The 14,172-nt window shown below is 56.7% G+C and carries 16 protein-coding genes; 2 read left to right on the top strand and 14 right to left on the bottom strand.

Features of this window, described 5'->3' with window-relative positions; all coding sequences use genetic code 11:
• Positions 1-3: 3 nt before the first annotated feature.
• The 4 genes from ACWEPG_RS12715 to ACWEPG_RS12700 are packed head-to-tail and all read right to left on the bottom strand — an operon-like array spanning position 4 to position 2,857.
• Positions 4-306, bottom strand: coding sequence for a hypothetical protein (locus tag ACWEPG_RS12715; protein ID WP_452594502.1), 303 nt, complete (start codon positions 304-306; stop codon positions 4-6).
• Positions 307-315: 9 nt separating this feature from the next.
• Positions 316-1,248, bottom strand: coding sequence for a hypothetical protein (locus ACWEPG_RS12710; protein ID WP_452594501.1), 933 nt, complete (start codon positions 1,246-1,248; stop codon positions 316-318).
• Positions 1,249-1,267: 19 nt separating this feature from the next.
• Positions 1,268-1,642, bottom strand: a complete 375-nt coding sequence (locus ACWEPG_RS12705; RefSeq protein ID WP_452594500.1) for a hypothetical protein — start codon at positions 1,640-1,642, stop codon at positions 1,268-1,270.
• The gene (locus tag ACWEPG_RS12700; protein WP_452594499.1) at positions 1,643-2,857 is read right to left on the bottom strand and encodes a phage protease; all 1,215 of its coding nucleotides are present in this window, start codon (positions 2,855-2,857) and stop codon (positions 1,643-1,645) included.
• A 193-nt stretch (positions 2,858-3,050) separates the two neighbouring features.
• On the opposite strand from ACWEPG_RS12700, the gene ACWEPG_RS12695 reads away from it, so the two are divergent.
• Positions 3,051-3,533, top strand: a complete 483-nt coding sequence (locus ACWEPG_RS12695) for a restriction endonuclease (protein ID WP_452594498.1) — start codon at positions 3,051-3,053, stop codon at positions 3,531-3,533.
• Between the two features lie 195 nt (positions 3,534-3,728).
• Here ACWEPG_RS12695 and ACWEPG_RS12690 read toward each other — a convergent pair whose 3' ends face one another.
• The 9 genes from ACWEPG_RS12690 to ACWEPG_RS12650 form a co-directional block, all read right to left on the bottom strand.
• Complete coding sequence (locus ACWEPG_RS12690) at positions 3,729-5,585, bottom strand: hypothetical protein (protein WP_452594497.1); 1,857 nt, start codon at positions 5,583-5,585, stop codon at positions 3,729-3,731.
• Between the two features lie 419 nt (positions 5,586-6,004).
• On the bottom strand, positions 6,005-6,784 hold the full coding sequence (locus ACWEPG_RS12685) for a phage minor head protein (RefSeq protein WP_452594496.1): 780 nt from the start codon (positions 6,782-6,784) through the stop codon (positions 6,005-6,007).
• A complete protein-coding gene (locus ACWEPG_RS12680) occupies positions 6,762-8,165 on the bottom strand; it encodes a phage portal protein family protein (protein WP_452594495.1) in 1,404 nt (467 codons plus the stop codon). Before ACWEPG_RS12680 ends, ACWEPG_RS12685 begins: the two co-directional genes overlap by 23 nt.
• 41 nt (positions 8,166-8,206) lie before the next feature.
• Positions 8,207-9,514, bottom strand: a complete 1,308-nt coding sequence (locus ACWEPG_RS12675) for a PBSX family phage terminase large subunit (RefSeq protein ID WP_452594494.1) — start codon at positions 9,512-9,514, stop codon at positions 8,207-8,209.
• The gene (locus tag ACWEPG_RS12670; RefSeq protein WP_452594493.1) at positions 9,477-9,974 is read right to left on the bottom strand and encodes a terminase small subunit; all 498 of its coding nucleotides are present in this window, start codon (positions 9,972-9,974) and stop codon (positions 9,477-9,479) included. The genes ACWEPG_RS12675 and ACWEPG_RS12670 overlap by 38 nt, the downstream gene beginning before the upstream one ends.
• A 315-nt stretch (positions 9,975-10,289) precedes the next feature.
• The gene (locus ACWEPG_RS12665) at positions 10,290-11,234 is read right to left on the bottom strand and encodes a hypothetical protein (RefSeq protein ID WP_452594492.1); all 945 of its coding nucleotides are present in this window, start codon (positions 11,232-11,234) and stop codon (positions 10,290-10,292) included.
• A 198-nt stretch (positions 11,235-11,432) separates the two neighbouring features.
• Entirely contained in the window at positions 11,433-11,885 is a 453-nt protein-coding gene (locus ACWEPG_RS12660) for a PH domain-containing protein (protein WP_452594491.1), read from the bottom strand.
• A gap of 75 nt (positions 11,886-11,960) precedes the next feature.
• Positions 11,961-12,257 (bottom strand): HNH endonuclease, encoded by a 297-nt coding sequence (locus tag ACWEPG_RS12655; protein ID WP_452594543.1) that lies wholly within the window; start codon positions 12,255-12,257, stop codon positions 11,961-11,963.
• 407 nt (positions 12,258-12,664) lie between these two features.
• Positions 12,665-12,904 (bottom strand): hypothetical protein, encoded by a 240-nt coding sequence (locus ACWEPG_RS12650; protein WP_452594490.1) that lies wholly within the window; start codon positions 12,902-12,904, stop codon positions 12,665-12,667.
• 133 nt (positions 12,905-13,037) lie between these two features.
• On the opposite strand from ACWEPG_RS12650, the gene ACWEPG_RS12645 reads away from it, so the two are divergent.
• On the top strand, positions 13,038-13,346 hold the full coding sequence (locus ACWEPG_RS12645; protein ID WP_452594489.1) for a hypothetical protein: 309 nt from the start codon (positions 13,038-13,040) through the stop codon (positions 13,344-13,346).
• A 19-nt stretch (positions 13,347-13,365) separates the two neighbouring features.
• Here the strand turns inward: ACWEPG_RS12645 and ACWEPG_RS12640 are convergent, their stop codons facing one another.
• Entirely contained in the window at positions 13,366-14,037 is a 672-nt protein-coding gene (locus ACWEPG_RS12640; protein WP_452594488.1) for a hypothetical protein, read from the bottom strand.
• Between the last annotated feature and the right edge of the window lie 135 nt (positions 14,038-14,172).

The following is a 14,172-nucleotide window of genomic DNA, read 5'->3' as shown; positions in this document are numbered from 1 at the left end:
TCCTTACGGTTCGAGTACGTTTACCTTGAACAAATTATTGGCGGTTGCCGCTGCAGCCAGGGTCACCGTGAGCGTCGTCGATGCGATCGCCACGTTGTCGATGTGCTGATCCTGGTTTCCAGCCGGATAGAAGCCAAGTACCTTCGATCCCGCTACCACCGTCGCTGTGCCACTCGTAGAGCTGGCGTTCACAGTCACGTCCTTCGTGACGATCTTGGCCGTAGCCACAATCTCGGGGTTGGCGTCGGTGTCAACGATCGCGCCAACTAGTTTCGCCCCTTTGAATCCAACTTCGTTGCGTGCCATGTAGACCTCCTATTCCCAGTCCGCGAATGCGTCCTTGAAGGTGTAGTACGCCTCTTGGAGCAACACTTCGATGTTGTAGTAGTCAGTGACCACGATCTCGGTGTACTCAGGGTTGTGCTTGTGGTCTTTCGTCACTTTGCGGCCGTCAGTGAGACTGAACTTGTAGCCGCCGTTGATCTCTTTCAGACCTGGCTTCGGAGTGACATACGCGAGTACCACGTTGGTTCCCCAGACTTCGTTGATGTCCGTAGCTAGTCCTTCGACAGCGATGTTCGCCTGCGCCTGGCCGACGAGAATCTTCGTGATGCCGAAGCCGCCAAGCAACGTCTTGATCTGCTCCATGCCAACTGCACCACCGACAGCCCATTTGAACTTGTCGAGTACGGCAGGGTGAGAGCAGAGCTGCAAGAAGCTATCGAGGCTCATCGCGATGGTGTTCGGCTTGCGGAATGGGAAGCTGCCCAACGCGATACGAATGTCGTTCAATGGATCTGTGTCGGGGTTGCTCCAACGAGCAGCACCGACAAGCGCAGTACCGGGAACGTTGCTGAGGTTGCCAAGGTAGTCAGCGATCAGCTTCTCGTCTGCGAGTGCCATACGTTCGAGGATGAACTCGGTTGTGTCGCTCTCAGGGTTGAACGGATCGTCAGTCAGATCGTAGTCATCCTTGGTCACTTCGCCGGCCAGCGCGTGCTCTGAGAGAGGCTTCGCGTCCTTGTACTCGCGTGTGTAGCTGACGCTCTTTGCTTTTGAGAGACCAGTGCGTGTCGTGTTGCTGATCAGCTCTAGGTTCTCTTTGCCGTACTGAGGAACTTTGAAGGTTGGTTTCGCTACCGACACAACAGGAAAGAGGCCATCAGCGATGAAGCTCTCCTGTGAGTTGACCCATGCGTTAGCGACGTTCGTCAACGCTGGATCGAGGTAGATTGGTTGGTTTGCCATATTCAGTTGTCTCGACTTTCTAGTACTTCTCGTTATGTTTGATGTATTCAGCGATCTCGTTCTCGACGCCAGTACGCACGAGCCGGCCGATCACGCGGTTGCCGGTAGCCGTCGTGCCAATCGCTTCACTGTCCGCGTTCGCAGTGAGGTACGCGCCAGCTGAGGTGTTGGCACCGAGCTTCACCTTGAAGGAGCCTGAGCCGTTCACAAGTACGACGTCTGCCGTCTGGCCGAGCTTCGGGCTGTTGTCGAGCACGCCGAGGATGTTGTCGGTTGCTGCCGTCGCGAGTACGACTGCACCGTTCGAGTCGAGCTTCACGAGGTGATAGCGCTTAGTTGATAGATCTGCGGCTGCTGGAGCGCTGTAGCGCTCACCTGGTTGGATTGCTGCCATTTACTTTTCCTCCTCTTCGAGTTGTGTTTTTAGCGTCGGGTTCTCGTCGAGCACCTGTTTGCGTGCTGCCGAGTAAGCAACAGTCGTGCCCTTGTCGCGAGCGTCCGCCATGATCCTGCGAACTTGTTTGTCGAGCTCTACCGATGCCTCGATCGAAACTTCCTGGCCCTTGCCTCCGAGCTCCTTGCCGAGGTTCTCGTTCTTCGGAAGGCTCTCAATCAGCGCTTCGAGATTGGTGCGGTCACTGCCACGTGATGCAAGTAGTTGGCCTACCCACTTCTCACGGTCGCCGCTCTTGATCTGACCTGCCTTGATTGCGCGGCCGATGATGTCGTCAGCTTCCTTGCGCTCAAGCTTGTCCATCGCTTCGCGACCGGCAGCAGCGTCAGCTCGGAGTTTGTCGGCCTCTTCCTGACTCATCTGCACTCCCTTGACTGCGCTCGCCTCGACCTTTGATGGCTCTGGAGTCGGTTCTGGCGTTGGCTCAGGGTCGGGTGTTGGTGCTGGATCGTCTTCTAGTCCGAATGCCGTACGTTCGTCATCGGTTAGATCTGCCTTGTGCTCACTCAGGAACGTCTTCTCTTCCTCGGTGAGATCTGCGACTTGTTTCTTACGAATATCTTCGAGATTCATCTTCTCTCCTTCTCGATTAGGTTTGTTGCCGTCTCCTGACGTCACGTCCGCCTTCTTCTTTGAAGACAGGCGGGATGCCATGATCGGTTTCAGCTTCTTGAACAATGGGATGTTGGTGAGCGCCGCACCGGTGAGGACGTTCTGAATGAAGCGGGGAACGCCGTGCTCATCCTCAGGAGCCTCGGGATCGAAGTACGGGTAAGAGTCTCGTGGATTAAATTCCGGCGAGATAAACGCCCACTCCTTCTCTTTGATCGCCCGCTCACCTTCCGGTGTCCACTCGACGCTGGCAACGAGCGCATTGCGTGATTCATCGACGGATAGTCCCGTCATCCATCCGGCAGCCTTGTCCCACTCCTCGTGGGCATAGTTGACAGGCGCTTTGCCTGAGCCCTCTACCAAGCCAACACCTTTGGCGAAGTTCGCCGCATACTCGTGGAGATCAGCGATAGTAATCTCAAAGTCCCCATGCCAGAGGGTGTGCCACTCGCCTACACGGAGAAGTTCGATAGTCGTAGGGACATTGCCCTGCGCGTCTGCTTTGATGGAAACTTTTGTTACTAGGCCGGTGATGTTGCTCATATCTGTCGCTAATATCTTGCAACGCGAATTAATTGTCAATAGGCCAATGCCCTGTTGTCGACAACGATGTCGGCCGCGTTCAGTACCATCCCGATCCATGGTGAAGTGCAAGCACTGCGGGAACCAGCTGTACACGACATTGCTCAGTGGGAAGTGTCGTACGTGCGGCAAGAAGCCAGGGGTCTTCCGAGGGATGGTCAGCACGCCCACGTTCACACAGAGTGGGGCTGAGCGTGCACTACGCCAGCGCAAGGATCGTGAGGTCATCAGGCTTCAGATGAAGGCCACCAAGGTCGAGCGCGGCCTACAACGTGACCTCGAACGGATCTACACGACGCCGGTGACCGATGGACTTCACGGGATGACCTGGCAAGCAGCGGAGATCATGGCCCGCGACTGGATGAAGAAGAACGGCCACTGGGGTGCCAAGCTGACGAAGGCCGGCGCGGACGGCGGGATCGACATCGAGTCGATGACCTCCATCGCCCAGGTGAAGCACCACGCTTCACGTGTCGGTATCGCTGAGATGCAACGGCTCTACGGAATCGCCCAGTCCACCCGGAAGAAGGCGCTGTTCTTCGCGGCTTCCGGGTACTCGGATCAGGCGTTGAAATGGGCCACCAAGCACAAGATCGAGTGCTACGTCTATCCACCGATCCGGCGGGTCAAGGCCTGACAGGTTTGTGCGCTGAGAGCATGAAAAGACCCAACGCAGTTCACATTGGGTCTTCGAGTTCGCGGTAGCCCTACTGCTCGTCGAGGTGCTGCTCAGCCTTCTCTCGGAACCACTCCGAAACGCTCTTGCCTTCGAGCGCCAGCTTCGACTTCAGGCGGCGCAGCAGAGCGATAGGAACGTAGATCACCGTCCGCTTCACACAGACTTCTCCAACAGCGCGAGGATCGATGTCTTGTCGACAGCTTCAGGCGATAGGTCGATGTCAGCCTCGGCCACCTGGTCGACGAGAACGGCACCCGCCGCCACCAGGACGTCGTTGAGGACGATCGAGTCGGTGTAGTAGTTCAGCAGGTACTGGCGCGCCTGCTCGGCAGCCACAGTGTGACGAGCACTGATCCCCCTCTGGAACTCAGCCTCAGCGAAGTAGAACTTCGTGCACTTCTCGTCAGCGACGATGACCCCGAGCGTCTTCTGCCTGACATCGATCGACGAATTAGACAGGGCAACAATCTTGTTCGGATCGATCGTGTAGTTCTTCTCGACTGCTGATCGCTCATCGTGAGCCACGACGATCTTGAACGGCACCTCGTCGTCACTGAAGTTGTAGTAGTTCAGATTCATTAGCCACGAGCCACGAGCCTGTCCACCGATGTGGAACACCTCAGTTGCTCCCTTTGGCTTCGGAGCGTCCGTCACGTCACCCGAGAAGTAGACGCCGTTCTGACTATCGCGGTACGCGCCATCCCAGCCCACCTTGCCGCCAGCGTTCGATATCGAGAGATCCAGATCGACACGGTAGTTAGGCAGGTTCTCCCAGTGCACGCCAACCACCATGTCCTCAGCGACTTCGACGAAGGTGCCTGTCGGTAGGTTGCCGGTGAACTGCTTCTCGGTGGCCGGCAGTCCGTACTTCAGTCCCTTGGGGATGAAGATCTTCTTGCCTTCCACGTTGGTACTGATGTCGTTGATGATGCTGGCCAGCACCTTCTCGTAGATGATCTGAGCGCCCTGCTGGTTGTCGAACGAGAAGTCAGTCGCGAACGACTTGCCGTTGCGGACCCGGTACAGGATCGAGTCAGCCTCCGTAGTGCGGAACTTCAGCGCGTACGCCAGACGGATCTTGCGGAAGATCGTTGCGTCCTGGAGCGCAGCATTCAGCTTGTCCAGGTCAGGGGTCTCGCGCTTCTGCAACCGAGCCGTGAGCGTATTGAGCAGGTCCTCTTCCATCGGCCTGTGATTGGCGACAGCCAGCCGACGAATCCGGTTGATCGTCTTCTTCAGCTTCGGGTTGGTTCGGAACGCCAGGAAGATGGGTTTGTATCGATAGAAGATCTCCGCCAGGCGCTGGAGCCCGTACTCCTCCTCGTAGAGGTCGAAGTACTTGCTGATGTCAGTGTTGCGCCGCGCCTTGATCTCATCGATCAGCTCGCGGTTCTTGATCAGCAGCGACTTCTCGGTTGCTCGGTACACCACGTAGCGCAGGAACTCGACTGGCTTGTCTGGCAACACTCCGAAGTGGTCGTAGAGCGCAGCCTTGATCTCCTTGTTCCTGATCTCTTCGATGTCATCGACAGACAGCTTGACGAACTGCGCAACATCGAGTGCATCGTCAAGTGTCTGCTGTCCCAACGCGATACCCGAACCGAGCAGCTTCATTAGCTCGGCCTTCAGCTCATCCTTCGTCAGGCCGCGGATCACGACCAGGCGTAGACCGTCCTTCAGTTCTGGAGCTTCGAGCGCTTCACCGGGGATGAAGACCGACTGCTCGCTGTAGACGCCCGCGGCTTCCGCGCCGTAGGTGGTGAGGTAGTGGATCATCTGCTCGAACGCGAGTTGTTGAATCGAGGCCTCGCGGACCTTGGCGAACGACTTGTGGAAGGTCGCATTCAACTCTTCGGAGCTTCGCCCGTACGCCTGGTTGACCAGATCCACGAGGTTTCTGGCATCTCGGTGGGCATGCAGCACCTCTGGTGCGAACACGAATCCCTTTGCGAGGGTCTGCTTCGTCAGCTCGTCGTTCTTCTCTGGGAAGTCAGGACGCAGCTCGTCCACGGGCACAGCTTTGAATAGTCGAATGGTTGATAACATGTATTAATCCTTTAAATGGGCGGGCGGTAAGTTCAAATGCAATGTGATGTTGATAGGAACCGCGTATGCCCTTAGTTTTTATAGTCGCATCAATGTGGACGAGTGGTAAAAAACCGTGCTCTGCCAGTTAAGCTACCCCCCGAAATGGTCGAGAGGGCAGGACTCGAACCTGCACACCGGGCTCCCAAAGCAAAAGGAGGAACCACTTATGCCCACAGAATGAACAATCAGGTAGGGCGGAGGGTAATGTCAATTCAAATGATGATAGGAACCCTCTATGCCCCCTGAACTGCGCTCATTGTGACACATGTATCACATGTAGCACAAGACCAAAAAGAACGGCGACTGTGGATAAGTCGCCATGCACCTCTGATAGCTCACTGTCAGTAGTTGTATATAACACCACACCGACACCGAGGATGGGCCGACGGTCGATCCTTCCCGTTGCTGAACAGCTCGTCAATCTTCCGCTTCTCACCGTCCAGTGGAGAGCACTGAGTACACGCGCCGGCCAACGCTTCCCACTCCTTGCTCACGGCACCCGTCTCAACTGCAAAGTTCTTGAGTCCTGTCTGGTACGCATTCACGCTCTCGGTCTGCGCGATCATCTCGGCTCGCAGCGGGTTGTTGATGACCTTCTTGATCCGCTCCGTGGCTGCTGCAATGTCCTCGCCACGTGCCAGGCTGCTCTTGATCGCCTCACGGATGAGCTTGCGGTTCGTGTCGGTCACTCCGCTCACCAGCTCCGCGACGAGATCCCGTGCGGCCACGATCACCGATTCGCTGAGCGTCGTCGTACCGAGAGGTATCCCGTACGTGAGTTCGCCTGCCACTCCGCCGGTCGCGACCAGGTTCTCGATGGCGTCGAGCACGGCCTTGGTGAAGTCGAGGTGTTCTTGTTTCCAGACCTCGTCGGCCTTGTCGAGCTGTCCATCCGCAGAGGCGAGGAGCTTGGTGGTGTACACACTCCAGTCGACGTACGTAGGTGCTCTCTCAGCGAGTCCAGCGAGGTATTCGGCAGTCTGTCGCTCGAGCTCGGATTCGTGCAGTAGAAGCGCTTTGAACGTCTCCTGATGGTCCTTATAGGACGGATGCCACTCCTCACTTGCTCGGATTGCCTGTGTGAGTTCCGCTTTGGCTTCAAGCAGCGCGAGGCGATTCATACAGCTTCTCCGTGATCGCAGCGCGTAGTTGGCGGGCAGTGTCGATCAGTTGAACCGACGCGTCTACCTTCACGTCCTCAGGCTTCGTCTTGCTGTCGTCCTTCGTAGACTTGGCCGGCTTCTCCGGGGCATCTACGTCGAGATCGTCACCATCCGCTACGGAGGTGGTTGTCTGCCGGTCCTTACCCTTCGCCTCTTCGCTCATGTCCGGGAAGTGCAGGACGCTGCGAGCGTGCTCTTCGTCCTCGTCGCTCGGGGTGAGAATGCCCGCGCCCTTGAACTTCTCGACTGCGGTTGCCAGGATCTCGATGTCCTCACGGGCTACACGGCCCGGCTTCCACTTCGGGTAGTTGGTGACGCTGAAGTTCAGATCGACGATCTTCTTGATGACGTGTTCATTCACCACCGCGGCGATCTGCTCAGCGATGGCCTGATCCTGCTGTTCTAGAAGTGCGCGCTGGTCATTTGAAGCCGCGAATGAGCCGCTGCTCCCCTGCGCCCCGATGTCGATGTACTGGACGGCCATGTTCTTGAGGATCTGACGGTCGTGGTGAGCGATTGATTCCTTCGGGTCGGCGGTCGTGTTCGACTTCATGTCCATGAAGTCGATCTCCCAGCCCTCTGGCTCTTCCAGGTAGGCACGCTCATTAGCGCGGACGTTGGCCGCTGCCCGCTTCGCCTCGTCACGCATCTTGGTATCGGCACCACTCGGGTACTTGATCTTCACGACGCCGAGCGCCTGGCGCTCGTGCTTCACCGCGTCGATTTGGTAGAAGGTCTTCTTGTAGTACCAGTTCTGATACGCCGATCGGAGAATAGACATCCCCTCCCAGTTGTCGCCCTCTTTCTGGTTACTCAATACGACCAACTTGTCCCACGGGATCGAAACGGTGCTGCCATCAGTGAGGCGCTGCACGATGCCCGGAGTGCCGTCTTCCTGTGTCCAACGCTCGATGGTGGTCTGCTTGCGGTAGGCCACCTTGGTCAGCACGATCCGATCGACACCGTTGACCGTGCGCCAGTCGAAGACCAACTCAGCCACGTAGAAGCCGAACTCCAGCATGGTCAGCATCTCGGTCAGGGTCTCACGCCAGTTCAGCACCTCCTTGAGGTTGTAGTCGACAAGCTCCTTGGCTTCCTCATCGCCGGCGTCATCACCACCAGCCTCAGCAGTCCACTGCACGGAGATAATTGGGTACTTCACCGCCATCAGGCCGGCGTGCACGGTGGCATCGCCTCGGCGCATCTCGTCGTACGTCTTGAAGGCGTAGCGGCCACGCAGCTCAGGTCGGTACTCATCGCTCGAGATGATCCCGTTGAAGATCTGGACGCCGGAATCACCGAGTTCGGTTGCGTACTTTCGTTTGGTCGTGCTTTCCATATCTACCACTAATTAAGCACAGAGAGCACGGTTTGTGAACGCTAGAAGTTGCTGCCGATCAGGCCGGAAGTGATTGGGTCACCGCGTATCTCGTCTTCAGTGTCGTCAGTTGGGAACGGTTGGACGTCGCGGTCAAAGAAGCAGAGGATCAAGGCGTCGGCTTTGTCCGGCGACCGGTAGCCACGCTTCTTGTACTCGTCCTTCTTCTCCACTGCACGACGGCCCTTACTGTCCATCTTCCAGAGTCGTCCCGATAGCTCCATGAGGAGATCACTGTCTAGGTCGAGCTGTATCTGATCCATGATGTTGGCCATGTAGAACCACGCCTCGCTGATGAGGTTCGGGTACTTATCGGGGTCCGCGGACGTCGCTCCAAAGTTGATCGGAACGACCCGATAGCCACGGCGGAACATCTCGTCAGTCACGCCGCCGCCGACCCCCGTGTCGTCCACCTTGATCGCTACGTTCTTGTCGTGGCCGGCAAACTCTTCGAGACGATCGCACACCTCGGTCGTGCGTAGCTTCGTGTACTCCTTGTGGTCGGTCAGTCTGTGCCCTTTGCGCTTGTAGAACACAGTGCGGTCGTTGCCCATGCGCGCTACGTCCACGCCGATCTCGACCGCGCCAGTGTCGTCGACCTTCCGCCCCATCGCCTCCATGACCTTGTCGCGACCGATGATCGCGTTGTCGAGCTGACTCATCGGCTCGCCCAGCCACTTGAAGGTGTAGAGGGTCGGGTTGTTCACGCGGTCGAACTCGATTTCCGTCTTGATCTCGTCTGGCAGCCACCCGTACTTCTCGGCCACGTCGTAGTTCGCCTTGATGTGCAGCGTGTTGGGCATCTGGTTGACCACCAGGCGCTCGTAGATCGGGTCGAGTTCGAGAAGTCGGTTCATCGTCCAGATGAGGCGCGATCCCGGCTTGCGGATCGTCGGGGTGATGATGTCGATGGATTCCTTCGAGAACGTCTGGCTCTCCTCGCCCCAGAACACGTCCACACCCTCGATCGACTTGATCGACTGAGCGTTGTGACGGACACCCTTGAAGATGAAGTCAGAGCCGTTCTCACGATTGACGATTGAGTCTCGGGTGATGTCGAACATGGTGAGTTGGTAGTACTCGATCAGGTCAGCGAAGAGCTGATGTACCGACTCGCTGATGGAGTTCTGGAACTCACGCCCACAGAGGACGCGGGTCTTCTCCTGTACTGCCCAAATCAGGATGATGCGTGCTATCGAGTGCGACTTGAGCGAGTAGCGGCCACCCTCGACGATCGCCTCGCGGTAGTTCCTGTCCAGGATCGGCGCGTACTCACTCGGAATCAGGATTTCCGGTGGCTTGTCGCTCATCGATGATCCTCACGACCGGTGCGATTGGCTTCCCGCCCGAGGTGTGATCGTGCTCTTGCTTGTCGCGCCAGTTCCAGTTGTTCTTGAGGGAGAAGGCAGCGCCAGCAGATGCCCGACCGTACAACTGCGACTCTGCGTACTCGTGGCAGCGGTCATATGCAGCCTGTATCGAGCCGAAATATTCGTCGCGTTTCTTGTAGTTGATCAAGGTGTCACGGTCGATCCCGAGTGCCCGCGCAAGGCCAGAGACGGTGTAGGGCTGCTGTTCGGTCATGACCTCGCGGTCGCGCCAGATCGTCTCGCCCTTCTCGTTGATCCCGCAGTCAACAACTCGGCGCTGCGTGTGAGGATCGCACATGTCGAAGTAAGCGCTGATCGCGCGATCAAGCTCCTCGACCGTCTTGTACTTGAGTGGTCGGCCTACTGGATTCTTCTCTTCCTGATTGTCACTGTCTGCCATATGTGCACCTATTTATGCACGTTAGAGGGCTTTTGTGAAGAGGCAGCGACCGCAAGCGGGATACTTCCATAACTGATATAATTGGTAATGCAGGCGAGTTTGCTCTCGCCTGACTCTTATGGAAGGTAACACGCTCGACATCCAACCGAGCGTGCAGTTAATGAAGATAAAAATAAAAACAAATAGCTGGTCTGCTGAGTTCGTTATCAGCAAGGCCCTTATAACCCTAGTACTAATTGTACTACTTTAAACGAGCAGGGACCGATCCACACCGGATCGGTCCCTGTCTTCGTTGTGCTTATCTCGTAGCCGTGCCTAGGCCTCCGTGTTGTTCCAGATGATGACCGTGTCACCCATCGGACTCTCACACTTGTAGTCCCACGGGCTTTCCACTGGAGGCGACGTCGGGATGGGACCTCCGCAGATGTACTGAACCTGGCCATTGTTCTTGACCGTGATGCCGCCCGGAACGTTGCGCTCAAGCTGACCGAAGGCATCCTCTATCACTGCCACCGCGTCTTCACACTTCACATCGCCGAAGGCCACCAGAACAAGACCCTGGTTCCCGCCACTTCCGTCCACGGTCGCATCGCAGTACTCGCGCACATCCCAATTCGACCCGGGCTTCGCTGCGAGCGGTTCGACTTGCGGACACAGGTACTCGAATGCCGCCGCTTGCGCCTTGCCTAGTCCAGATTCGACAACTTCATCCATCGCGCCAGACAGTCGCACGAGTTCCGCCGAGCTGATGATCGACTCAAGAGAATCGGTCACGGGTGGAAGTGGCTCGTGCTGAGGGTTCGCCAGTTCTCCCTGAGTCAACAGCGCGCCCTTGCACTCGCCATACCCGTACTCCAGTGCCGCAGTGAGGTGATCCATTGGCTTGCCGTAGAAGTCACGAACCTCTGCACATGCAACGTCAGCGAACTTCGCCTGCTGACCCGCTGGAGTGGCAGCCACGAGCTCGCCGTACATAGCCAGCTGGACGGCTTCGACCTCGGCGCGCGTGGACTTCGCTGGACCTCCCTGATCAGGACCGAATGAGTCAGGCCCTTGGATCGCGTACTGAAGGCTCGTGTTCTCCCGAGCGAACTCGTCTGGGGTGAGATTCTGGGCGAGGTTCGCATCCGCGCATTCCGAACCACCGATCGAATTGGGCAGCGCATCGGAGACCACATCGGTGGCCGAGTTCTCCCCACACCCAGCGGCGAGAGGGAGTGCCAGCAACAAGCCGAAGGCACAGCGGGACAAACGCTTCATCTGGACTCCAGCGGTAGACGCAAAGGGGCCTCAGAGTACCACCAATCCCGCTAAAAGCACTGCACTGGAATCATATTCATCTATTCACTCGACAAGGCCCTGAGAGACAAACACTCGATTGGACCTCCCACCCATGGGGAGCAAATCTGCACGATCGTGTCCATTCCAAACGACTCGCAACCCACTGGCAACTCTCGGCTAGCTCTTCTCGTCAATCCACGCTTTCCACCGCTCAGGATCAGGCAGGTAGTCGAAGCGCAGGTCAGGCCGGGCCGATGCGGTCTGGATGACGAGCGTCCCGTATCCAAGGCCCATCGCTGCCAATCCCCCACGGCGCACGTTCAGCTCCTGGATCTCGTCGTAGTCGCAGCTTGTCGTCGAGCTGAACAGCAGGCCGTGCCACGACTTGATCGTGATTCCGGTATCGGTCAACGTCATCGTGTGCCAGTTATAGACCAGCGCCCACAGCAGCGACACGAAGAGCACGATGAGCGCCAGGAGGCACAGTAGCGGAGGAATGAAGGCGTCACCCTGGTTTGTCTCGCCGTACCAGTAGGCAAGTGCAAGTATGCCGGCACCGAATAGAAGCCCACCCAGGAGGATCGCTACGAGGCCAATGAGACTGCGGTGGAGGATGATTGGTTGATTCATCTACTCGTAAGATGCGCCGTTGTAACGAGCGCGTCAAGACCCCGAGCGTTCGCAGACTGCGCAAACCCCTAGAATTTATACATACGGACTGAACTCACCGAATAATGCTTTAGCTAGCTCGTCTCGGGATTGAATCGCAGCAGACTCTGAATCGAAATACTTGACGTGATAGAGAACACCGAAACTCGATAACCTGACACTATAGCCGGTAGCATTCTTGTATATCGCCCTAGCCCCCGCTTTGGTCGAATTGCTTGCAGTAGATCGATTGAAACAGTTTTGCTGAACTGTCGCCAAGCGCATGTTCGACCTCACGCAATCCAAGGTATCGCGGTTGATATGGTCAACCACATGGGCCCGGTCGGCTCCCATTATATATCTATGGAGAGCTTGCCTCTTTCCGTCGACGCGGAGGGTGAAATAGTAGTTTTGCTTTCCGTCTCGAAGCTGGCAAGAAACGTTGATACTGACATTCTTTAGCTTCTCGTATATATCATCATCAAGGCGAATCTCTAAGTTTCTTTCCAATTTGTTGCGACGCCTATAGGGAACTATCAGTATCTTCATATTCTATAGTATTACGTGAAATTCTTTACATTGTCAATGGAATATGCTAGAATGTAAGTATAGATATGAAAGTCACACGAAATAATCAGCTAGATCTGAAACAAACAACCATCGCCTCGACGAAGCAATGGATTCACGACCACGGATCGGACGTCGCAGACTCGATCGATCGCTTCTTCACCACGCAGGCCGGCAGTCGGTAGGCCTCCCCGCTATTCAGCCTCTTCAACGTCGTCGAATGCCGCGATAATGTGCGCTGTCGGGTTGTTGCCACTCGCGAACTGCTGAGTCTTCACGCCCTTGGTGCCACCTCGGAACTGCGCACCCTCACGACCGATTTTCACGCGGCCATCTGCCATCCGAACGACCTTGAGACCGTCCGGCCATTCAGTCGTCTCGTTCCCAGACTGGTTGATGTAGGTACGCGGGATGCCCCACTTGAAGTCGCTCATTGCGCATACGATGCCAGGTCCGAAGCACGTTGTCGCGACCTCATCATCCAAACAATCGACAGCCAGTAACGCGGTTCAGACTGCTACCGATGTCACCGTCACATAGACCAGGAACTGGACACGGAGGCAATAGGTGGCGAGATCGAGCGGGACCCCGAAGAAGTCACCTATCGAGGTCTACTACGAGCGCAACCCGCACATGCGGCCGCCGGTACGCGAAACCGGTACGCCAGCGATCCAAGATCAGCCGGCCGGAAGCGAAACCAAGCTGAATCTGATCGTTCTGCTCGTGGCCGCAGTAGCACTCGCGGTGGTCGTCTTCTTGGGGTGGCTGTTTCTTAAGATCCTGCCCGTGATCGTCAGTGTGCTCATTGCGATCGTTCTGATAGGCGCGGTGGTCCTCGTACCCCTCGCTCTATTACTCGCAATCCTTACCAAGTAGAGCGCGACTCGACACTCACTCAGTCCTCAGAGGCGCCGCGAGCTATGTCATCCGTATTGTCTCTCTTCAGCTCCTCGATCTCCCTTCTCAGCGCATCTGAGTTGGTCCAGGTTTCCGCAAGGTTCTTCATTCTCGCGTTGATAGATGCAAGCTTCCTCACGCTGATAACTTCGCCGCCAGGAACAGTCTTTGCCCATTCCTCCCCGTTAGCGTCCAGGAAGACCAGATAGCCGTCGTACATCTCAAGGGGCATTTCGGGGATTATCCACTTCCGTACAGCCCCTTCGTCCTCGCGGAAGGTGACGGACTCATCTTCTTTTCGGAAATGGTACTTCATCGTAAGCAGCGACGTTCTGTCCATGTTGGAAATCCACTTGGCCTGAGGGAGCTTTGCATTCATTGCGTCCAGCTTGCGACGAGGCTTCGGAACTAGAACTAGGCGTGGACGAATGACCGGTTGTTCAGAGACGTTTACGAAGTGCACATCCTTCCTGAAGCTGGTTGGGCCGTCACTACCTTCTATCCAGCACATCGCCTTAACAACGTGCTCACGCTCGACCCTGCGGCGGTCTCGGAAGATGACGTACCACGCTAGCGCCAGTGAGCCAGCTGTGAGGATTGACGAGATCCACTGTCCAACAGTGCCCCAAACCTCTACTCGAAATGGGAACGCCCACAATTCACCAAGCATCGCAGCAGTATCGCAGGTCATACATCACGGTCGTCAAACCATCTCCCTCTACACCGCTCACCCAACTCCGGCGTGTAAACCACCGCCTCACACGTCCGGCATAGGTGTGTCCGGTGCATCGCCCCGCAGTCGCAG

This window comes from Rhodococcus sp. NPDC004095 (assembly GCF_053604015.1).
Note: the sequence above shows the minus strand (reverse complement) of the source record. Positions and strands in the feature narration are given on the sequence as shown.